Source organism: Streptomyces sp. NPDC020898 (assembly GCF_044333925.1).
Lineage (GTDB): Bacteria > Actinomycetota > Actinomycetes > Streptomycetales > Streptomycetaceae > Streptomyces.
Window position 1 is genome coordinate 1,238,315 of the sequence record NZ_JBIRRV010000001.1, and the last position, 20,368, is coordinate 1,258,682.

Sequence of the window (20,368 nt, forward strand, 5' to 3'; positions counted from 1 at the left end):
CCACGGGGCGGGCGTCCGGTACCTGGTACCGGGCGCCCGCCCTTTCGCGGTTCACTCGCAGGTGAGCGAGCGCGATTCTGGCAACGCGGCCGTGACCGAGGCCCGTTCGGCGGCGATCTCCCGCTCGTCGGTGATCAGGGTGTCGGGGGACTCGGCGCCCCTCTCGACGGCGACCAGGGTGTGATCGCCCACGGCGGCCCGGGGGTCGACGTCCCGGTCCAGGACGTACGTCACCTCGGCCGGGCCCTGGTCCGGCTTGTAGTAGCGGGTCACGCGCAGGGTGATCCGGTCCTGGTCGGCGCCGCGCACCGGGGTGACGGCGGTGACCGTGCCCTCGACGACCAGGCGGGCGCAGGCCAGATATCCCGGGTGGGCCAACGCACCCGACGCGCCGGCGTCCTTGGCGCCCTCGTCGCTCTCCGGACCGGTCGAGGCGGACTGCGCGGAGTCGCCCGCCTTGGACGACGCCGCGTCCTCCGTTCCGCGTCCGGCCTGGGACAGGAGCCAGACCGACCCCGTGACCATGGCCCCCGCGGCGGTCACGGCGGCGACACCGAGGGCGACGGTGCGCAGCGGACGCCAGTACCGCCGTTCCCGTACGGGAATCCGGGCCGGGGCCGGTTTCCGCACCGCCCGCGTCTTCTCCCCCGTCTTCCCTTTCTCCGCCCCCGTCTCCGCCTCCGTGCGCTCCTGCGACGCCAGCGCGTCCCCGATGAGCCCCAACTGCTCGCGCAGCAGCGCCACATCGGCCGCCGCGGCCCAGTGCTCGGCCATGAAGTCGGCGTCCGTGAGGGCCCCTTCGGGCAGCGGATCGTCGCTCAGCGCGGCCATCAGCGCGTCCACACCGTCGTGTTCGGCGGCCATGTCACACCACCTCGTCCTCGTGCAGGCGGGCGCGCAGTGCCCGTACCGCTGTGTGCAGCCTGCTCTTGACCGTGCCCTCGGGGATGCCCAGTTCCTCGGCGATGCCCCGGACCGGCAGATCGGCGTAGAAGCGCAGGACGATCACCTGGCGCTGGGGGTCGGGCAGTTCGTCGAGTCCGCGGGCGACGGCGAGGGACAGCAGGCTCGTGTCCTCGCCGGAGGGGTGGGCGGCCGGCTGGCGCAGGGCGGTGAGCCGCTCCCCCAGCCGTTCCTGACGGCGCTTGGCCCGGTGCCAGTCCATGGCGAGGTTGGAGGCGACGACCGCCGCCCACGCCGAGACGTCACGCGGCGCCTCGCGTCCGCTCGCGGTGCGCTCCAGCAATCGCAGGCGGACCTGCTGTACCCCGTCCAGCAGGTCCGCCTGCGGCACACCTCCGAGTGCGAGCACTGCCCGCACCCGGCGTTCCTGTGACGCGTCCAGCGGATCGTCCGCCTCCTGGACGCGCCGGGCCTTTCTGCGCAGCACAGGCACCCCCCTCTTCTCGCCGCGTTTCTTCTACGACGCGGAGGGCGCCCAGAACGTTCGGCCGCCGGGGAGATGTACGTCACACCGTTACAACAGGCCCCGTTGGCTCAGGTCGCTCGCGTACTTGACGATCAGCTCGCGGGTCAGATGCGGGATGTCCTGGTCCACGCCGATCCCGGCCTTCCGTACGGCGGCCCGGAACCGGTCGGCCGGGATCGCGGAGCCGGGCAGCGGTTCCTCGGGGCCGCTGAACGCGTGCAGCAGCGGCAACAGCGAGTGCCGGCGCTGCTGTTCGGGCAGCGCGCGGAGCACGGTCTCGAACCGGACGAGCCAGTCGCCGTGGTCCGGCACGCGCCGGATCGGGTGACCGGCCTCGTCGAGCCAGGTCACGAAGTCGTCCAGGGAGATGCCGTCGTCGTGCGGGTTGACCACGTTGTACGTCCGGTACCCGTGGGAGTCGCGCACGCCCAGCGAGTTGACGGCCTCGGCGGTGAAGTCGACGGGCAGCCCGTCGAAATGGGCCCGCCCGGCCCGGCCGGGGCCTTCGGGTCCGTCGGTCCGGTAGAAGGACGCCGGTGCGACGCCGGTCCGGATCAGGCTGAACAGCAGGCGGGTGAACACGTCGGGCAGGTTCAGCTGTCCGGCCCAGCGGCTGTGCGCGAGGATCATGTCCGACCGGAAGACGGACACCGGCAGACCGCACAGGTCGTGGGCCTCTCGCAGGAGCACCTCGGCCGCCCATTTGCTGGTGCCGTAACCGGCGGCATACGTACCGCTGGTGGCGTCGAGCGCGCGTACGGGGCTCAGTTCGCGGATGTCGCCCGTCTCGTCGAGGACCGACGGACCGAGCTGCGCGGCCACGGCGACGGTGGAGAGATGGACGAACGGTTTGATCTTCGCCGTGATCGCCAGCCGGATCAGTTCGGCCGTCCCCACCACGTTCGGCCCGAACAACTGCTCATACGGCAGTACGTGGTTGACCAGCGCGGCCGGGTGCACGACGAGATCGACCTCCTCGGCCAGCCGCTGCCAGGTCGCCTTGTTCAGACCCAGGTCCTCCCGGCCGATGTCACCGGCGAGCACGTCGAGCTGGTCTGCGGCCAACTCCCGGTAGTGGCCGAGCAGTTCCGCGTCACCGGTGTCGAAGGCGCGGTCGAGGCGGGCTCGGGCGGCGGCCTCGTCCCGGCCTCGTACGACGCAGATCAGCCTGCCACCGGTGCCTGCCAGCCGCTCCAGCCAGTCCAGGCACAGGAACCGGCCGAGGTAGCCGTTCGCGCCGGTGAGCAGCACGGTCCGCGGGGGGCCCGCGTTCTGTTGGGGCGGCGGCAACCGCCGGGCGGCGGCGAGGGTGTCGGCGTCCAGGAACCTGTCCAGGGTGAGGTCGGCCGCGCGTACCTCGGTGCTGCCCGCGCCGTGCACCGTGGCGAACGCGGGCCGCTTCGCCCCCGCCGTCCGGCCGGCCTCGATGTGGTCTGCGACGGCCCTCAGGTCGTTCGCCGCGCTGAGGACCACCCCGACGGGCACCTCGACGCCGTAGATGTCCTGGAGGAGCGTGGCGAAGGAGAGCGCGGACAACGAGTCGCCGCCGAGGTCGGTGAAGTGGGTGGCGGCGGCCAACTCGGCCGTCGAGCAGCCGAGGAGCGCCTGCGCGGCCCGGCTGACCGTCTCGAACACCGGCTGGTCCGGCCCGCCGTCGCGCAGGGCGCGCACCGCGCTCTCCTCCCCCTGGGCGAGTTCGGCGTACAGCGCTTCGAGCCGCTCGCCGTAGCGTGCCCTGAGCCGGGGCGGCAGGTTCTTGCGTACGTCCGACAGGAGGCCGTTCTCCAGGCTGAACGGCTCGGTCTCGACCAGGAAGCCGCGCGGGATCTCGTACGAGTTCAACTCGGCCTCGCGGGCCGCCTCCTGGAGGGCCTCGCCGAGCAGGGTGCGGAGGTCGTCGGGGTGGGCGGCCCGGCGTAGCGCTTCCTCGGCCGGCACGATCACCGCGAGCAGGTGGGCGCGTTCGCTGTTGCCGTAGACGTAGATCTGGCGGATGAGGGGGCTGGTGCCGTAGGCCGCTTCGAGCCGGGAGAGCGCGACGAACTCGCCCTGCGCGAGCTTGACGACGTTGTTGCGCCGGTCGACGTACACGTACTGGTCGGGGCCGGTCCGGGCCATGATGTCGCCGGTCCGGTAGAAGCCGTCCTCGTCGAAGGCCTGGGCGGTCGCGTCGGGCCGCCGGTAGTAACCGGGCGTGAGGGTCTCCGTCTTGAGCACCAGCTCGCCTCGCGGGTAGGGCAGGTCGGTCTGGAAATAGCCCATTTCGGGGACGTCCACGAGCTTGCAGTCGATCACCGGAGGCCGCCGTATCCGCGAGTCGATCATCACCGACCCGGTCTCGGTGGAGCCGTAGCCCTCCAGCAGGGGCAGGTCCAGGCAGGACTCGACGAACTCCCGCAGCTCGGCGGAGAGCGGCGCGCTGCCACAGAGCACCTGGAGCAGCCGCCCCCCGACGAAGCGCTCCCGCAGGTCCGTCTTCACGGCGGCGTCGAGCGCTGCACCGTCGATGACGTCCGTATCGGTGAACTCCGGTGCCCGGCGCGTCATTTCGGCCTGGTACTCCTGGAACAGCATGTCGATGATGCGGGGCACGAGGAGCAGCGCGGTCGGCCGGGCGAGCGTGATGTCGTCGAACAGGCTCGACAGGTCGCTCTGCGCGGTGAAGTAGGAGATGCCGCCTCTTCTGAGCGTCTCCACGAGCGACGCGCGGCCCGCGACATGGCTCAGGGGCAGGTAGTTGACGACGATCGAGGCCACCGCGTCGGGCACGGGTACGGATCCGGCCCACATCCTGTGCAGCATCCGCTCGGTGTAGATGGCGCCCTTGGGCGTCCCCGTGCTGCCGGAGGTGTAGATCAGCAGGCGGGCGGGGTCGTCGTCACTGCCGGCGCCGGGGGTGAACAGCGGCACCGGCGGCAGTGCGCGTCCTCGCCGGATCACCGCCTCCAGGGTCTCGGGGGCGGGGTGTCCGGCTGCGGCCAGCCGGGTGCGGGCGGCGTCGAACGCCTCCCGCTGGTCATCGTCCTCGGGGTGGTGGTCGAACACGACGAGCCGCGGCGCCCGCTCGGCGGACAGCACCAACTCGACGGCCCTGTCCAGGAGTTCGGCGCTCGTCGCGAGGACACGCGGCGCGGTCTCGGCGATGATCGGGGCGAGCTGGGAGACGGGGGCGCCGGACTGCAGCGGCACGGACACCGTGCCCATGCGCAGACACGCCAGGTCGAGGAGCACGTAGTCGCCACTGGTGAACCCGTAGAGGGCGACGAAGTCCCCGGGAACAAGGGGCGGCTGACCGTCCGTTCCCGACGCCCCCGTGACCCCAGAGACCCCAGAGGCGCCCGACACCCCCGCCGCCGCCCAGTCCGCCGCGACGGCGCCGGCGCCCGCCCACAGCTCGCCGTAGCTGACGGTCGTGAACTCCGGCAGCAACCGCAGAGACGTGCGCCCGGAGACCGGGTCGGTCACCGGCTCCGTCGCCCGCCGCGCCAAGGCGGGCCGCTCGGCGTACCCGTCCATGATCGTCGCGACCGTGCGCGACAGAATCTGGTCCCGCCCCGCCTCCCGCACCGCCGCGCCGACCTCCGGCAGCGGCAGGGCCGCCCGGTACTGCGGATCGTGCACGGACAGCTCCGCGACGAGACGGGCGGGCCGGGTGCTCGCGGTGGGGGCGGAGGTGGCTTCGGCGTCGGGTATCGGGCCGCCAACGGCTGTTTCGGTGGGGGGCGTTGACACGGTGTCTCCCATGCGATGGGTGGAGGATCCATACGCTGACCGGACCACGGTGCCCCACAAGAACACGGTCGCGTAACGAAACGACAAGATCTCCTTGATCGCCGGGGCACGACGACCGGCACGACGACATGGATGACAGCCGGGACGCCAATCGGGACACTGTCCGTCCCAGTCCGTGGGCGTGATACCCAAAGAATTGGACAGATGGGCCGGGGTGAGCCGCATGATGGAAAGGCCTCGGCCAGGACACGCACGCAGGCAGAGACACAGGTCACACGTAGAGGGAGTCGCTGTGAAGGTCGGAATCGTCGGAGCCACCGGGCAGGTCGGCACGGTCATGCGCAGGATCCTCAAGGACCGCGCCTTCCCGGTCACCGAGCTGCGCCTGTTCGCCTCGGCCCGCTCGGCGGGGTCGGTCCTGGACGGTGTGACGGTGGAGGACGCCTCGACGGCCGACTACACCGGCCTCGACATCGTGCTGTTCTCGGCAGGCGGCGCGACCTCGAAGGCGCTGGCGGAGAAGGTCGCCGCACAGGGCGCGGTAGTGATCGACAACTCGTCGGCGTGGCGCCGGGACCCGGACGTACCCCTGGTCGTCTCCGAGGTGAACCCGCACGCCGTCGCGGACCGGCCCAAGGGCATCATCGCCAACCCAAACTGCACGACGATGGCCGCGATGCCGGTGCTCAGGCCGCTGCACGCGGAGGCAGGCCTGGAGGCGCTGGTCGTCGCCACCTACCAGGCGGTGTCCGGTTCCGGTGTGGCGGGCGTCGCCGAGCTGCACGGGCAGGCGCAGAAGGTGATCGCCGACGCGGACAAGCTGACGCACGACGGTTCGGCGGTCGACTTCCCCGAGCCGCAGGTGTACAAGCGTCCGATCGCCTTCAATGTGCTGCCGCTGGCCGGCAACCTGGTGGACGACGGTTCGTTCGAGACGGACGAGGAGCAGAAGCTCCGTAACGAGTCCCGCAAGATCCTTGAGATCCCCGCACTGAAGGTCTCCGGTACGTGTGTCCGCGTCCCGGTGTTCTCGGGGCACTCGCTCCAGGTGAACGCGCGGTTCGCCCGCCCGCTGTCGGTGGCGCGCGCGACGGAGCTGCTGTCCGAGGCGCCCGGTGTCGTCCTCTCGGACATCCCGACCCCCCTCCAGGCGGCCGGCCAGGACGAGTCCTTCGTGGGCCGCATCCGCGCCGACGAGACAGCCGAGAACGGCCTCTCCTTCTTCGTCTCCGGCGACAACCTCCGCAAGGGCGCTGCGCTGAACGCCGTACAGATCGCGGAGCTGGTGGCGGCGGAGCTGAGCGGGAAGTAACGGACCCGCCACTCCTGCGGTAGGAAGGGCAGCGCTACCAGAGTACGACGAAAGGGGGCGCCCACCGGTGACCGGTGGGCGCCCCCTTTCGTGCCCGCGCTCAGAGTGCCAGGTGCCGCCGCAGCGCCACGTCGATCTCGGCCATCCGCTGCCGGGGCACCGAGCCGATCACGCGCAACAGCCTCTCCGGCGCGAGGGCCCGCACCAGCTCGCACTGGACCTTGGAGTCCTTGGGCAGACCGCACTCCTCCGCGGGCAGCAGCACCTGGAAGGGATACACGCGCGAGGTGTTCGACGTGAGCGGCACGAGCGTCACCACGCCCAGCCTGGTCCGCGCCGCCGCGGCATTGGCTCCGTCGTTCGAGACGATCACGGCCGGACGCGCCTTGCCGGCCTCACTGCCGCGCACCGGCTCGTAGTCGACCAGGTAGATGTCACCGCGCTTCATCAGTGAGCCCGTCCGCCGAGAACCGGTCCCAGAACGCCGCATCCTCGCTGCCGTCCCCCTCGGCGAAGGCCTCCGCGTACTCCTCCTCCAGGTGGGCGGCACGAAGGAGTTCGATGGCATCGTGGATCACCGCGGACCGCGACGCCGCGTTCGTTCTCCGCGCGTACTCGTCGACGAAGGAAACATCCTCCCGGGGAAGACTCACACTGATCTTCATACCTCGAAGATAACAGGGTAGGAAGTCTGAGGCTACCAATGGTACTACCGTTCGCCCCTTCACCCCTGCTTCAGCCCCACCTCAGCCCCGCCTCACCTCGTACAAAAAGCACCCGTACTCCACCGTCCGCACATGCACCACCGCCACCTCCGGATCAGCGAACGCCTCCGCGAACGCCTCGCCGAAGGCATCCGCGCCCTCCCCCACCGGCTCCACCAGCCGCCCCCCGAGAATCCGCCCCTCCCCGGAGTACCGCCGCAACACCCGACGCGCCCTTGCGAACGGGTACCCCTCCCCCGCCGCGGGCCCCCCGCACGCCTCCGCCTCCGCGTGGATGAACACCGGCCCCTGTTCGTCGTACGCCCCGGGCTCGGCCCCCGTCTCCGCCGCCCAGCGCCGCAGCGGGGCGTAGGAGACGAGGGCGATGTGCTCGCCCGGGGCGCTGTGTCGCAGGCAGCAGCGGAGCGGTGAGCCGCCCTCTTCGTCCTGGACGGGAACCAACTGGCGTCCCGCATCGTCAGCAGAACGCAGCCTCTTCAGGATCAGCGGACCAATGGGTCGTACGGCGTACGTGATGTGTGTGGTCGCGTGTGTTGTCACGTGTGGCGTCATGACTCCACGTTCGCGGTCGTCCGGCCCGCTCACCGGCGGGTTTTGGACATCGCGTCCGCCGCGGGTCCCGTGGAAGGATGGCGCAACCCACACATAACGAGGAGATGACCGCGTGCCTGGCACAAACCTGACCCGCGAAGAGGCGCAAGCGCGGGCGAAGCTGCTCACCGTTGACTCGTACGAGATCGACCTCGATCTCTCCGGCGCGCAGGAGGGCGGCACCTACAGGTCCGTGACCACGGTGCGCTTCGACTCCGCCGAGACCGGGGCGGAGTCCTTCATCGACCTGGTGGCTCCGGCCGTCCTCGAAGTGACGCTCAACGGGGACCCGCTGGACCCCGACGAGGTCTTCAAGGATTCCCGGATCGCGCTGCCGGGGCTGCTGGAGGGGCGCAACGTGCTCCGCGTGGTCGCGGACGCCGCCTACACCAACACCGGTGAGGGCCTGCACCGCTTCGTCGACCCCGTCGACCAGCAGGCGTACCTGTACACCCAGTTCGAGGTGCCGGACGCGCGGCGCGTGTTCGCGTCGTTCGAGCAGCCGGATCTGAAGGCGACCTTCCAGTTCACGGTGACGGCGCCGTCCGGCTGGACCGTCATCTCCAACTCGCCGACGCCCGAGCCCAAGGACGACGTCTGGCGCTTCGAGCCGACGCCGCGTATCTCGACGTACATCACCGCGCTGATCGTCGGGCCGTACCACTCGGTGCACAGTGTGTACGAGGCGGACGGGCAGAGCGTGCCGCTCGGTATCTACTGCCGGCCCTCGCTCGCCGAGTTCCTCGACTCCGACGCCATTTTCGAGGTGACCCGGCAGGGGTTCGCCTGGTTCCAGGAGAAGTTCGACTACGCGTACCCGTTCAAGAAGTACGACCAGTTGTTCGTTCCCGAGTTCAACGCCGGTGCCATGGAGAACGCGGGCGCGGTCACGATCCGCGACCAGTACGTGTTCCGCTCGAAGGTCACCGACGCCGCGTACGAGACGCGCGCCGAGACGATCCTGCACGAGCTGGCGCACATGTGGTTCGGCGACCTCGTCACCATGGAGTGGTGGAACGACCTGTGGCTGAACGAGTCGTTCGCCACCTACACCTCCATCGCCTGCCAGGCGTACGCTCCCGGCTCGCGCTGGCCGCACGCCTGGACCAGCTTCGCCAACTCCATGAAGACGTGGGCGTACCGCCAGGACCAACTCCCGTCCACCCACCCGATCATGGCCGAGATCCGCGACCTCGACGACGTGCTCGTCAACTTCGACGGGATCACGTACGCCAAGGGCGCGTCCGTACTGAAGCAGCTTGTCGCGTACGTCGGCATGGACGCGTTCTTCGCGGGTGTGCAGGCCTACTTCAAGCAGCACGCGTACGGCAACACGCGGCTCAGCGACCTGCTCGGCGCGCTGGAGGAGACCTCCGGGCGTGACCTGAAGGCCTGGTCGACGGCGTGGCTGGAGACGGCCGGCATCAACATCCTGCGTCCCGAGATCGAGACGGACGCGAACGGGGTCATCACCTCGTTCGCCATCCGCCAGGAGGCCCCGCCTCTGCCCACCGGCGCCAAGGGCGAGCCGACGCTGCGCCCGCACCGGATCGCCGTCGGCCTGTACGACCTCGACGACGAGAGCGGCAAGCTGCTCCGCGACGACGAGAGCGGACGCATCGAGCTGGACGTCGACGGCGAGCTGACAGCCGTACCGCAACTGGTGGGCAGGCGTCGTCCGGACGTGATCCTGCTCAACGACGACGACCTCTCCTACTCCAAGGTCCGGCTCGACGACGAGTCCCTCGCCTTCGTCACCGAGCACCTGGGCGACTTCGAGGCATCCCTCCCCCGCGCGCTGTGCTGGGCCTCGGCCTGGGACATGACCCGCGACGCCGAACTGGCCACCCACGCCTACCTGTCCCTCGTCCTGTCGGGCATCGGCAAGGAGTCGGACATCGGCGTCGTGCAGTCGCTCCAGCGGCAGGTGAAGCTGGCGATCGACCTGTACGCCGACCCGACCGCCCGCGAGGCCCTGCTGACCCGCTGGACGGAGGCCACGCTGGCCCACTTCCGGGCGGCCGAGCCGGGTTCCGACCACCAGCTGGCCTGGGCCCGCGCCTTCGCGGCGACGGCCCGTACGCCGGAGCAGCTGGACCTTCTGGATGCCCTGCTGGAGGGCACGCAGACCGTCGAGGGACTCGCCGTCGACACCGAGCTGCGCTGGTCGTTCGTCCAGCGGCTCGCGGCCGTCGGGCGCTTCGACGAGGACCAGATCGCGGGCGAGTACGAGCGTGACAAGACCGCCGCCGGCGAACGTCACGCCGCCACCGCCCGCGCCGCCCGTCCGACCGCGGAGGCCAAGGCCGAGGCGTGGGCGTCGGTCATCGAGTCCGACAAGCTGCCGAACGCCGTGCAGGAGGCGGTGATCGGGGGCTTCGTCCAGACGGACCAGCGCGAGCTGCTTGAGCCGTACACCGACAAGTACTTCGCGGTGGTCAAGGACATGTGGGGCGCGCGCTCGCACGAGATGGCCCAGCAGATCGCCGTCGGCCTCTACCCGACCGTCCAGGTGTCGCAGGAGACCCTGGCGAAGACAGACGCCTGGCTGGCGGCCGCGGAGCCCAACGCGGCCCTGCGGCGGCTCGTGTCGGAGTCCCGGTCGGGCGTCGAGCGTGCCCTGAAGGCCCAGGCCGCGGACGCGGCGGCCGCGCAGGCGTAGTCGCAGGCGGTCGTACGGAGTTGGGGGCGCCCGGCGGGTCCACGGACCCAATGGACCAGAACGCCAGGGTGCCCCCAACGCCTGGTACTCGTGCGGCATCAGGCCAGGTCCGGTCGGTGGTTATATCCACGGTCCGCAGGCCCAAGAACGGGGTTGTCCAGAAGGTAGTGGGGAACTGACGTTCCCGCATCGAATGCGTGACCTTCTGTGGGTGGTGCTCGTTGGACACGCGGCACGGGTTCTTCGGGTGGGGTCGGGGGTGGCGGGGTGGGTGAGCTGAGGAGTATTGCGCCGCCGTTCGTCGCGTCCGGTCCGTCCGGTGTGGCCGTGCGGACCCGCCTCAAGCAGCTGACGCCGGACGATGAGAAGGTGCTGCGTCTGGTGGGTGCGCATCTGGGGTCGCTGGCCTCGAAGGATCTCAAGGCACGTTGCCGGGATGGCTTGTCGCAGTCCGGGGAGGCGTGGGCGGTGCGCAAGCGGGACTGACACCGCTCTCGTCCTCGCGCTGGGCTGGCAGCATCACCAAGGCCACGCATGACCAGTGGGCGCTGGCCCGCCGCTGCCATTCGGCGCACCTGCGGAACCTGGAAGCCGGTGTCCGCACCATCGAGCAGCGGCTGTCCCTGCCGGTCGGCCAGAAGGGGACGAAGAAGGCGCCGGGCGGTTACCGCTCCCAGCGGGAGTGGCACGCGAAGTCCCGGCGGCTGCGGGTGCTGGAAGACCGGCTGGCTGCTGCGCGGGCCGACCGCGAAGCCGGACTCGTGCACGTCGTGCGGGGTGGCAAGCAGCTGGCCCGTACCCGGCACCACCTGGAGGCGGCCGGGCTGACAGAGTCTGTTTGGCGGGGGCGTTGGGAGGCGGAGCGCTGGTTCTGCCAGACGGACGGTGAGTCCGGCAAGCGGTATGGCAACGAGACGATCCGTATCAGCCCGGACGGCGAAGTCAGCATCAAGCTCCCGGTCCCGCTGGCATATCTGGCGAACGCCTCGCAGGGCCGCTACGTCCTGGCCTGCCGGGTCGCGTTCGCGCACCGGGGTGGCGAGTGGGCCGACCGCGTCGTAGCCAACCGGGCGATCGCCTACCGCATCCACCTCGATACGGGCCGGGACCGCTGGTATGTGACGGCCTCCTGGCAGGTTCCACCCACGCCTGCCCTCCCGATCGAGGCCGCTCTCGTCCACGGCGTGATCGGTGTCGACATGATTGCCGATCACCTGGCCGCCTGGCGCCTCGACAACCACGGGAACCCGACCGGCGCCCCGCGCCGCTTCTTTTACGACCTGTGCCGACCTCGCCGACCTCGCCGACCGGCACACGCTCGCCCCGCTGGGAAAGGTGGTCTACGTCAATCCCGTCAGCGGCGTCAGCAGGCCCGCGCCGGTCATCGGCGGGCACCGTCACTGGGCGGCCACCGAGTGCCCGGGCACGGTGTACACCGCCATGCCGTCGATCCGCGACGAGGTCGCCGCCCTGCTCGTCTGACCGCCTGACCGCCTGATCAGCGACGCGACGCCGACACGGGAATCGGAGCTTTCGTCGCCCCGGAAACGGACCCGGAACCCGCCACCGATCCAGCCCCGGGCCTGCGCACCCCCAGCTGCCCCACCACGGTTGCCCCGAACGCCAGCCCCATGCCCGCCAGTTGGACCGGCGTCAGGGCCTGACCGAGGGCCGCCCAGCCGACGAACGCGGCGGTCAGCGGGGACAGCGGGCCGAGGAAGGTGACCTGGGTGGCGGTGAGCCGGCCGATGCCACGGAACCAGAGCCAGTACGCCACCGCCGTGTTCGCCAGCGCGAGGTAGAGGTACCCGGCGGTCGCCCGGCCGTCCAGCGCGGGCGGGGCACCCTCGACGAACAGGGCGAGGGGCGCGATGAGCAGGCCCCCGGCGGTCAGCTGCCAGCCGGTGAGGGCGAGCGGGCCCACACCGTCGGGGCGCCCCCAGCGCTTCGTGAGCACCGTGCCCGTGGACATCGACGCGGTGGACGCGAGGGCGGCCAGCACGCCGACGGCATCCAGCGCCCCGGTCGCCTTCAGCACGACCAGACTGACGCCGAGCGCCGCCGCGATCCCGGTGAGCAGAGTGCGTACGGTCGGACGCTCGCCCAGGAACACCGTCGCGAGCCCGGCGACGAACAGCGGGCCGATCGACCCGACGACCGCCGCCATGCCGCCCGGCAGCCGGTACGCGGACAGGAACAGCAGCGGGAAGAAGGCGCCGATGTTGAGCGCGCCCAGCACCGTCGCCTTCCACCACCAGGCCCCGCGTGGCAGCACCCGGGCCAGCGCGAGCAGCACGAGACCGGCGGGCAGGGCACGCATCAGGCCGGTGAACAGGGGGCGGTCGGGCGGGAGGAACTCCGTGGCGACGGCGTAGGTGGTGCCCCAGGAGATGGGCGCCAGGGCGGTGAGGGCGATGACGGGGAGGAGGGTGGCGGAGCGGGTCGCGGGCTTCTCGGGCATGGGACGCACCCTTCGAGGTAGGTCGGCGATAAGTAGCTTAGCTCTAAGCTACTTATCGTCAAGCTACTCAGCAGCCACTTTCTTGCGGGTGACCGTTCGGCGTCCGATACTCGGCGCATGAGTGCTGAGCCTGCGCAGCGCAGGGACCCCGTCGACGCGATCGTCGACCAGTGGGCGGCGGTGCGGCCGGAGCTCGACACGGCCGCGATGGAGGTCTTCGGCCGCGTCTACCGGCTCGCGCGCGAGATGGGCGACCGGACGGAGAAGGCGTACGCGCGGTTCGGGATCACCCGCGGCGAGTTCGACGCGCTCGCGACCCTGCGCCGGGCCGGGGAGCCGTACACGCTCTCGCCGCGCCAGCTGTCGTCGACGCTGATGCTCACCACCGGCGGGATGACCGGCCGCCTGGACAAACTGGAACGGGCCGGCCTGGTACGCCGCTCCCCCGACCCCCACGACCGCCGCGGCCTGCGCGTGACCCTCACGGAGAAGGGCCTGAACCTCGTCGACGAGGCGGTCGTCGCGGGCCTCACCCTCCAGTCGGACGCCCTGAAGTCCGCCCTGAACGAAGAACAGGCCGGCCAACTGGCCGACCTGTTGAGAGAGTTGCTCGCGAGCGCCCAGACGCCCGAAACCTAGGACGAGCCCGTACGGAGTCTGCGTACGACCCGGCCGAACGCGCCGCCCCGACGACCTGACTCCGCCGCCGGTGGGCGCTGGTGGGCGCACTCGACCTCGTTGCCGTCGGTGTCCTCCACCCAGCCCATGCCCCCGTGGACGTGGACCGTCATCGATCCGGCCGCGCAGTCCACCTGAAAGGGTTCGGCAGGTGAGCCGTCGGTGACCACCACAAACGTCTCGCCCGGCATCAGCCAGTGGTCGCTTCCGTACGGTTCGAGTATCAGCTCAAGCCGTCGACCGCTGTCGTTGTGGACCCGCATACGCGCGACCAGAGGTCAGACCTTCGTCTTGGCCGGCTTGGCCTTCGGGGCGCGGTCCGAGGAGCGGTCCAGGACCATCACCAGGCCCGCGATGACCGCGAACAGGGCGATCGGGGCGACGACGTAGAGACCCAGCGTGTCGACGACGCCCAGGGGGTTGCCTGGGTCGTCGCCGTCGTCGCGGGTGAGCGCGAGCGCGGGAGACGTCATGAGCAGCATCATCAGCGTCGTACCGGCGACCAGGGCACCAGCGCGCAGGGCGTTCTTATTGTCCACGGTGCAAAAGTAGCGAACGCCCACCGCAGCCGCGCGCCCGGGGTGCCGTACGGGGACACCGGGGTGTCACTCCGTCTCCCGCAACACCTCCACCAGCGCCCACAGCCGGGACGACCCCGCCAGTTCCTCCAGCGTCATCGGGCGGCCCTCCGCGTCGGCGATCGGCAGGCGCCAGTTCGGGTACTGGTTCCACGTGCCCGGCAGGTTCTGCGGGCGGCGGTCGCCGACGGCGTCCGGGAGCCAGACGCCGATCATGCGGGCGGGGGTGCGGAGCAGATAGCGGTGGACGGCCTGGATCTCGGCCTCCTCCGCCGCCTCCGAGCGACCGCCGCCGCACCCCTTCAGCAGGCCCAGGCGGGCGAGCAGGGTCAGCCACTCGTTCGTGTCGGCTGCCGCGGCGGCCCGTTCCTCCTTCAGGGGGTTGGTCAACAGGCCCAGCCGGTCGCGGAGTTCGACATGGTCGCCGGTGAGGCGGGCGGCGGTGGGCGGCAGGTCGTGGGTGGTGACGGTGGCCAGACAGTCGGCGCGCCAGCGGTCGAAGGGCAGGGGGCGGCCGTCGCCGTCCCAGTCCCGCTCGAACCACAGCACGGACGTGCCGAGCACCCCGCGCTCGTGCAGCGTCTCCCGCACCCCCGGCTCGACGGTCCCCAGGTCCTCGCCGATCACGATCGCGCCGGCCCGGGTGGCCTCCAGCGCGAGCACGGCGAGCATGGCCTCGGCGTCGTACCTGACGTACGCCCCCTCCGTCGGCGCCTGTCCCTGGGGCACCCACCAGAGCCGGAACAGGCCCATGACGTGGTCGATCCGCAGGGCGCCCGCGTAGCCGAAGAGGGACCGCAGGAGTTGGCGGTACGGGGTGTAGCCGGACTCGGCCAGGCGGTCCGGCCTCCAGGGCGGCAGGCCCCAGTCCTGGCCGCGCGCATTGAAGGCGTCCGGCGGCGCCCCGACCGACATCCCCGCCGCGAAGTACTCCTGCTGCGCCCAGGCATCGGCGCCGCCCGGATGCACCCCGACGGCGAGGTCGTGCACGATCCCGACCGGCATGCCGGCGTCGCGCGCGGTCCGCTGGGCGTCGGCGAGCTGGGTGTCGGTGAGCCAGGCGAGGCGGGAGTGGAAGTCGACGCGGTCCATCAACTCGCCCCGCGCGCGGGCGGTTTCGGCCGACCGGGGGTCCTGGAGACCGTCCGGCCAGCGCGCCCACTCCGAGCCGTGCACCTCGGCGAGCGCACACCAGGTGGCGTGGTCCTCCAGCGCCTCCCCGGACCGCGCGAGGAAGTCGGCGTACGCGGCCTGCCGCCCGGGCCCGAGGGGTACGGCGCAGACCAACTCCAGTGCCGCACGCTTGAGTTCCCACACGGCGTCCCGGTCGATCAGCGCACCCTTGTTCAGCACCGAGTCCCGCAGCCGCCGGGCGCGCTCCAGCAGCCCGCGCAGCCGCTCACGGTCCTCGGGCTCCTCGACGTACGCGAACTCGGGGATGTCCTCGATCCGCAGATGCACCGGATCGGGGAAGCGACGGGAGGACGGACGGTACGGCGACGGGTCGGTCGGCGCCCCGGGAACGGCCGCGTGCAAGGGGTTGACCTGCACGAATCCGGCACCGAACGCCCGCCCGGCCCAGGCGCTCAGCTCGCCGAGATCGCCCAGATCGCCCATGCCCCAGGAGTGCCGGGACAGGAGGGAGTAGAGCTGGACGAGGAGGCCGTACGTGCGTCCGGTGGGCGTGGGCAGCCGGGCCGGGGCGACGACGAGGTGGGCGTGGGCGACGCGGCCGTCGGGCGCGGTGGCGTCCAACTCGTGGACGCCCGGCGGGAGTCGGTCGACGGAGTCGCGGGTCCCGCCCTGTTCGGTGCGGACACGCAGGCGGGTGCCGTCGGGCAGGGCGTCCAGCGCGGTCGCCGTACCGTCAGCGGCGCACACCACCGTGGGCGGCAGCAGCCGCGCCGCCAGTTCCCGTTCCCGGGCGACGAGGGCGGCCCGGACGGCCTCAGGGGTGCCCGCGTCGACGCCGAGCGCGGCCAGCACGGCGACGAGCGCGGAGTCGGAGGCGGCGACCGTACGGTCCGGGGAGGGACTGTAGGAGGGGGCGACGCCGTACAGCTCGGCGAGGCGGTCGAGCGCGAGCCGTTCTCCGGTGTCCCCGGCCTCGGCCGGCCCGTGTGCGGACATCTACAGCCCCGCGAGGTCCGACAGCGCCGGAACCGGGCCCTCGTACAGCCCCGTGGGGTCCGCTTCGGCGTCGGCGTGCTCGCTCGTCATCGCCTCCGCGTCGGCGAGCGGGGGCTCGCTGGTGAGGGGCTCGGCAGCGGGCAGCGGTGGCTCGCTGGTGAGCGGCGCCTCGGCGGCCGCACTCTCGGCGCTGAAGATGTGTGCCGGTACGGCCACGGAGGCCTCCTTGTCGCGGACGACGGCTGACGGCGGTTGGCGGGTTTCCTTCGCAGGCCTACCCAGCGGGGGCGGGCGCAGACGTGTATGAACGGATGAACCACTGCGGAGGCCGTCACATTCCGCGGTTCTTCCGCCGCCCTCACGGTGAAGTCCCTCACCTTCCGGCCACTCTTCTCGTTCTGGACTCCATTCCGGCTCCACTATTCACTCAGTACATGTAGCGAGTGCATAATGAACGGCATGAGCACCCGCCATCTCCTGCTGGGGCTGCTCGCCGGAGGGCCGAGCCATGGCTACGACCTCAAGCGACGGCACGACGAACGCTTCCCGCAGGCCCGGCCGCTGGCCTACGGGCAGGTCTACACAACCCTTCAGCGCCTGGTGCGCGACGGGCTGGCAGAGGTCGACGGCACCGACGCGGACGGCGGCCCGGAGCGGACCAAGTACCGGACGACGGCCGACGGGGAGCGTGAACTGGCCGACTGGGTACGGCAGATCGCCCCGCCGGCGCCGTATGTCAGCAACGAGATCTTCGCCAAGGTCGTCGTCGGGATCCTCACCGGGGGCGACCCGGCCGGGTATCTGCTGAGGCAGCGCGCCGCGCACATGGAACGGATGCGGGAACTCACCGCGGTCAAGACCGTGCCGGGCGAGGACCTCTCGACCGTGCTCTCGGCGGACTACGCCCTCAACCACCTTGACGCCGACCTCCGTTGGATGACCACGACGGCGGCCCGGCTCACCACACTGACCGCGGAGGTCGACACGGCATGACCACCACCAACGGGGACACATCCGGCGGGGACACCTCACCACCGCTGCTCACGGCTCGCCTCCTGTCGAAGGCGCACGGCAGGACACCGGCGCTGCGCGGCGCCTCGGTCGACCTGCGGGCCGGCGAGATCCTGGCCGTCACGGGGGCCAGCGGCAGCGGCAAGTCGACGCTGCTGCACTGTCTGGCGGGGATCGTCCGGCCGGACACGGGGACCGTCGAGTACGCCGGGGAGCGGCTCGACACGCTGCCCGAGCGGCGGCTGAGCGAGCTGCGGCGCACGGAGTTCGGGGTCGTCTTCCAGTTCGGGCAGCTGATTCCCGAGCTGACCGTGCTCGACAACGTGGCGCTGCCACTGCTGCTCGCCGGTACGGCCCGCGCGGCGGCGCACGAGCGGGCCGGCGAGTGGCTGGAGCGGTTCGGGGTGCTCGGGCAGCAGACGCTCAGGCCGGGTGAGCTGAGCGGCGGCCAGGCGCAGCGCGTCTCGCTGGCCCGGGCCCTGATCACCGGTCCGAAGGTGGTCTTCGCCGACGAGCCGACCGGCGCGCTGGACTCCCTCGCGGGGGAGCAGGTGATGGCGGCGCTCACCCACACGGCCCGCGAGTCCGGCACCGCCGTCCTGCTGATCACGCACGACGCCCAGGTGGCGGCGTACGCGGACCGCGAGATCAGGCTGAGCGACGGTGCGGTGGCCGTCGACGGGGCCGAGACCTCGGTGGAGGTGACGCCGTGACCGGCGGCGAGGTTTCCAGGGGCTCGGGGAGCGGTTCTCTGCGCGCCGATCTGCGGCTCGCCTGGCTGCTCACCCGGGGTTCCGACCGGCGGGAGTGGTGGCGGGTGGCGCTCACGGCGCTCGGGGCGGCGCTCGCGACCGGGTTCGCGCTGGCTGCCCTGGCCGTCGCCGCGATACGCGGGTACCGCACGATCGACTTCGCCAGCGGGCTGCTGGACCGGCCCGGGGAGCGTTCCGGCGTGGTGCTCGCCCTCGTGCTGCTGCTCGTGCCCGTGCTCGGGTTTCTCGGGCAGTGCGCGCGGGTCGGGGCCGTGCACCGGGACCGGCGACTGGCCGCGCTGCGGCTGGCGGGGGCGGGCGCGGCGCAGGTACGGCGGATCGCGGCGCTGGAGACGGGGCTCGCCTGTCTGCTCGGCTCGGTGCTCGCCACGGTTTCCGCCGTGCTGTTCCTGCTGCGCGAGTGGAGTCACCCGCCGGTTCTCCTCTGGGCCGGGATCGCGCTGGTCGCGCTGGCCGTGCCGGTGGCGGGCGCCCTGGTGAGCGTCCTGGCGCTGCGCCGTGTGGTCGCCTCGCCACTGGGCCGGGTACGGCGGGTGGCCCCGCGCGAAGGGCGCGGTCCGGGGCTGGTGTTCCCGGCGATGACCCTGTTCCTGCTGGGCGTGGGGGTACTGCTGGCGCCGAACACGTTCGGCGGGTACGAGACCGCACCGGTGCTGGTGTTCTCCGCGGTGATCGTGACCGGCGTGGCCGCCCTGTTGCTGACCGGCGCCACCGCGCGGTACACCGGACGGCTCCTCGCGGCCCGTACCTCCGACCCGGCGACACTGATCGCGGCGGAGCGGCTGCGCGACGACCCGTGGGCCGCCGCCCGTACCCACGCGGCGGTGCTGCTGGTGACCATCGTGGGCACCGGGTTCGTCGGCATCCGGGAGGTGCTGCTCACCTCGCTCCGCGAGCGCGGCCGGAACATGATGGCGGAGGACATGGACTTCTACACCACCGGCGTCGACCTGACCGGCGCCGCCGTGCTGGTCGCCCTCACGATCACGCTGTGCGGGCTGGGCGTCGGCACCGCCGAGTCGGTGGCGACCCGCCGCCGGGGCCTGGCCGCGCAGGCCGCCGCCGGCGTGCCGCGCGCGGTGCTCGGCCGGGCGCTGCTCATGGAGACGGCCCTGCCGCTGGCACCGGCGATGCTGCTGGCGGGCGCGGGGGGTCTGCTGATCGGCGGCTGGTACGGCCTGCTCGCCCAGGACGGCAGCCGCTCGGTGCCGTACACGGCGCTGCTGGTCCCACCGGCGGTGTACGTGTCCTGCCTGCTCGCCGCGGCCACCTCACTGCCGCTGCTGCGCCGCTCGGTGCACCCGGCGGAGCTGCGATACGTGTGAGCGAGCGCACACGAAAGGCCGGACACGCGTGATCCGGCCCCGGGGAACGGGGGTTCCCGGGGCCGGATCGCATCCGTACCGTACGGATGGCGCGTACATGTCCATGCAGATGTGCGGGTATTCAGCTGTGCGGGTATACGAAAGCCCGGATGTCAGGCTGAAATGCCGTCGATCCGGGCCATCGCGTCGTCCGCGCCGTACGGCTGCAGGTATGGCAGCCAGCGCGGGTCCCTGTGTCCGGTCCCGATGATGCGCCAGGCGAGACCGGTGGGCGGGGCGGGTTTGTGGCGCAGCCGCCAGCCGATCTCGAAGAGATGGCGGTCCGCCTTGGTGTGGTTGCAGCGGCGGCAGGACGCCACCACGTTGTCCCAGCGGTGCTGACCACCACGGGAACGCGGGATGACGTGGTCGACGCTGGTCGCGGCGGCGCCGCAGTACATGCACCGGCCGCCGTCACGGGCGAACAGTGCCCTACGGGTCAGTGGAACGGGCCCCCGGTAAGGGACCCGTACGAACCTCTTCAGCCGGACCACGCTGGGTGCGGGGACAGTAACGGTCGCGCTGTGCATGAAGGCGCCCGATTCCTCCAAGGAGACTGCCTTGTTCTCCAGGACGAGGACGAGCGCGCGGCGGAGCGGTACGACGCCGAGCGGCTCGTACGACGCGTTGAGTACCAGGACATGCGGCACGGATGCCTCCTTGGGCGTCGGCGGCGCGTGGCTCGCGCCGGGACGATCTGTAGTCAGTCTCCCCTCTCGCCCGGCGGCAGCGCCACCACGTCCCGGTAACGGGCTGGGAGTGTTTTCGACCACACCTTGCTGTCATACCCGGGACCACATCCTCTTCATCCCCAGGTGAGCACGGTCTCTCCCTCGAACATGGCGCCGATCTGCACACGTTGCCCCGTTAGTGTGGTGGGCCTGCCCTTCCGGTGACCTTTCCGTGACCGACCATCCGTGCC

General features: G+C 71.4%; 18 protein-coding genes and 1 pseudogene. 7 read left to right on the plus strand and 12 right to left on the minus strand.

Annotation, left to right across the window (positions count from 1 at the left end; translation table 11 throughout):
• Positions 1-51: 51 nt before the first annotated feature.
• The 3 genes from ACH4TV_RS05400 to car form a co-directional block, all read right to left on the minus strand.
• Positions 52-864, minus strand: coding sequence for a hypothetical protein (locus tag ACH4TV_RS05400; RefSeq protein ID WP_398394407.1), 813 nt, complete (start codon positions 862-864; stop codon positions 52-54).
• A 1-nt stretch (position 865) separates the two neighbouring features.
• Positions 866-1,396: a sigma-70 family RNA polymerase sigma factor gene (locus ACH4TV_RS05405; RefSeq protein WP_398394409.1), complete on the minus strand. Its 531-nt coding sequence runs from the start codon at positions 1,394-1,396 to the stop codon at positions 866-868.
• An 81-nt stretch (positions 1,397-1,477) separates the two neighbouring features.
• Complete coding sequence (car, locus tag ACH4TV_RS05410; RefSeq protein ID WP_398394411.1) at positions 1,478-5,161, minus strand: carboxylic acid reductase; 3,684 nt, start codon at positions 5,159-5,161, stop codon at positions 1,478-1,480.
• A 292-nt stretch (positions 5,162-5,453) separates the two neighbouring features.
• Here car and ACH4TV_RS05415 point away from each other — a divergent pair, with 292 nt between their 5' ends.
• The gene (locus ACH4TV_RS05415; protein WP_398394413.1) at positions 5,454-6,473 is read left to right on the plus strand and encodes an aspartate-semialdehyde dehydrogenase; all 1,020 of its coding nucleotides are present in this window, start codon (positions 5,454-5,456) and stop codon (positions 6,471-6,473) included.
• Between the two features lie 100 nt (positions 6,474-6,573).
• Here the strand turns inward: ACH4TV_RS05415 and ACH4TV_RS05420 are convergent, their stop codons facing one another.
• The 3 genes from ACH4TV_RS05420 to ACH4TV_RS05430 all read right to left on the minus strand — a co-directional run bounded on the left by ACH4TV_RS05420 (position 6,574) and on the right by ACH4TV_RS05430 (position 7,750).
• Positions 6,574-6,921: a type II toxin-antitoxin system PemK/MazF family toxin gene (locus ACH4TV_RS05420; RefSeq protein ID WP_398394415.1), complete on the minus strand. Its 348-nt coding sequence runs from the start codon at positions 6,919-6,921 to the stop codon at positions 6,574-6,576.
• Complete coding sequence (locus ACH4TV_RS05425) at positions 6,908-7,138, minus strand: ribbon-helix-helix domain-containing protein (protein WP_398394417.1); 231 nt, start codon at positions 7,136-7,138, stop codon at positions 6,908-6,910. Before ACH4TV_RS05425 ends, ACH4TV_RS05420 begins: the two co-directional genes overlap by 14 nt.
• Before the next feature lie 81 nt (positions 7,139-7,219).
• Positions 7,220-7,750 (minus strand): DUF1203 domain-containing protein, encoded by a 531-nt coding sequence (locus ACH4TV_RS05430; RefSeq protein ID WP_398394419.1) that lies wholly within the window; start codon positions 7,748-7,750, stop codon positions 7,220-7,222.
• A gap of 112 nt (positions 7,751-7,862) precedes the next feature.
• Between ACH4TV_RS05430 and pepN the strand changes: the two genes are divergently transcribed.
• Positions 7,863-10,451 carry an aminopeptidase N gene (gene pepN, locus ACH4TV_RS05435; RefSeq protein ID WP_398394421.1) on the plus strand — a complete coding sequence of 863 codons (2,589 nt, stop codon included), beginning with the start codon at positions 7,863-7,865 and terminating at the stop codon, positions 10,449-10,451.
• A 267-nt stretch (positions 10,452-10,718) separates the two neighbouring features.
• Positions 10,719-11,755 (plus strand): annotated as a pseudogene (locus ACH4TV_RS05440) (IS200/IS605 family accessory protein TnpB-related protein); the annotation flags it as partial.
• A 194-nt stretch (positions 11,756-11,949) separates the two neighbouring features.
• On the opposite strand, the gene ACH4TV_RS05445 reads toward ACH4TV_RS05440, so the two are convergent.
• Positions 11,950-12,912, minus strand: coding sequence for an EamA family transporter (locus ACH4TV_RS05445; RefSeq protein WP_398394423.1), 963 nt, complete (start codon positions 12,910-12,912; stop codon positions 11,950-11,952).
• 117 nt (positions 12,913-13,029) lie between these two features.
• On the opposite strand from ACH4TV_RS05445, the gene ACH4TV_RS05450 reads away from it, so the two are divergent.
• Positions 13,030-13,551, plus strand: coding sequence for a MarR family winged helix-turn-helix transcriptional regulator (locus tag ACH4TV_RS05450; RefSeq protein ID WP_398394425.1), 522 nt, complete (start codon positions 13,030-13,032; stop codon positions 13,549-13,551).
• Here the strand turns inward: ACH4TV_RS05450 and ACH4TV_RS05455 are convergent.
• From ACH4TV_RS05455 to ACH4TV_RS05470, 4 genes are all read right to left on the minus strand, one after another.
• Entirely contained in the window at positions 13,548-13,853 is a 306-nt protein-coding gene (locus ACH4TV_RS05455) for a hypothetical protein (RefSeq protein WP_398394427.1), read from the minus strand. The genes ACH4TV_RS05450 and ACH4TV_RS05455 overlap by 4 nt on opposite strands.
• A 15-nt stretch (positions 13,854-13,868) precedes the next feature.
• Positions 13,869-14,129, minus strand: a complete 261-nt coding sequence (locus ACH4TV_RS05460) for a hypothetical protein (RefSeq protein ID WP_398394429.1) — start codon at positions 14,127-14,129, stop codon at positions 13,869-13,871.
• 66 nt (positions 14,130-14,195) lie between these two features.
• Positions 14,196-16,298 carry a 4-alpha-glucanotransferase gene (malQ, locus tag ACH4TV_RS05465; RefSeq protein ID WP_398394431.1) on the minus strand — a complete coding sequence of 701 codons (2,103 nt, stop codon included), beginning with the start codon at positions 16,296-16,298 and terminating at the stop codon, positions 14,196-14,198.
• Entirely contained in the window at positions 16,299-16,514 is a 216-nt protein-coding gene (locus tag ACH4TV_RS05470; RefSeq protein ID WP_398394433.1) for a hypothetical protein, read from the minus strand.
• A 243-nt stretch (positions 16,515-16,757) separates the two neighbouring features.
• Here ACH4TV_RS05470 and ACH4TV_RS05475 point away from each other — a divergent pair, with 243 nt between their 5' ends.
• The 3 genes from ACH4TV_RS05475 to ACH4TV_RS05485 are packed head-to-tail and all read left to right on the plus strand — an operon-like array spanning position 16,758 to position 19,407.
• Positions 16,758-17,291: a PadR family transcriptional regulator gene (locus ACH4TV_RS05475; protein WP_398394434.1), complete on the plus strand. Its 534-nt coding sequence runs from the start codon at positions 16,758-16,760 to the stop codon at positions 17,289-17,291.
• Entirely contained in the window at positions 17,288-18,022 is a 735-nt protein-coding gene (locus ACH4TV_RS05480; protein WP_398394436.1) for an ABC transporter ATP-binding protein, read from the plus strand. Before ACH4TV_RS05475 ends, ACH4TV_RS05480 begins: the two co-directional genes overlap by 4 nt.
• Entirely contained in the window at positions 18,019-19,407 is a 1,389-nt protein-coding gene (locus ACH4TV_RS05485) for an FtsX-like permease family protein (protein WP_398394438.1), read from the plus strand. The genes ACH4TV_RS05480 and ACH4TV_RS05485 overlap by 4 nt, the downstream gene beginning before the upstream one ends.
• Positions 19,408-19,559: 152 nt before the next feature.
• On the opposite strand, the gene ACH4TV_RS05490 is transcribed toward ACH4TV_RS05485, so the two are convergent.
• The gene (locus ACH4TV_RS05490) at positions 19,560-20,096 is read right to left on the minus strand and encodes an HNH endonuclease (RefSeq protein ID WP_189148973.1); all 537 of its coding nucleotides are present in this window, start codon (positions 20,094-20,096) and stop codon (positions 19,560-19,562) included.
• Positions 20,097-20,368: the final 272 nt, after the last annotated feature.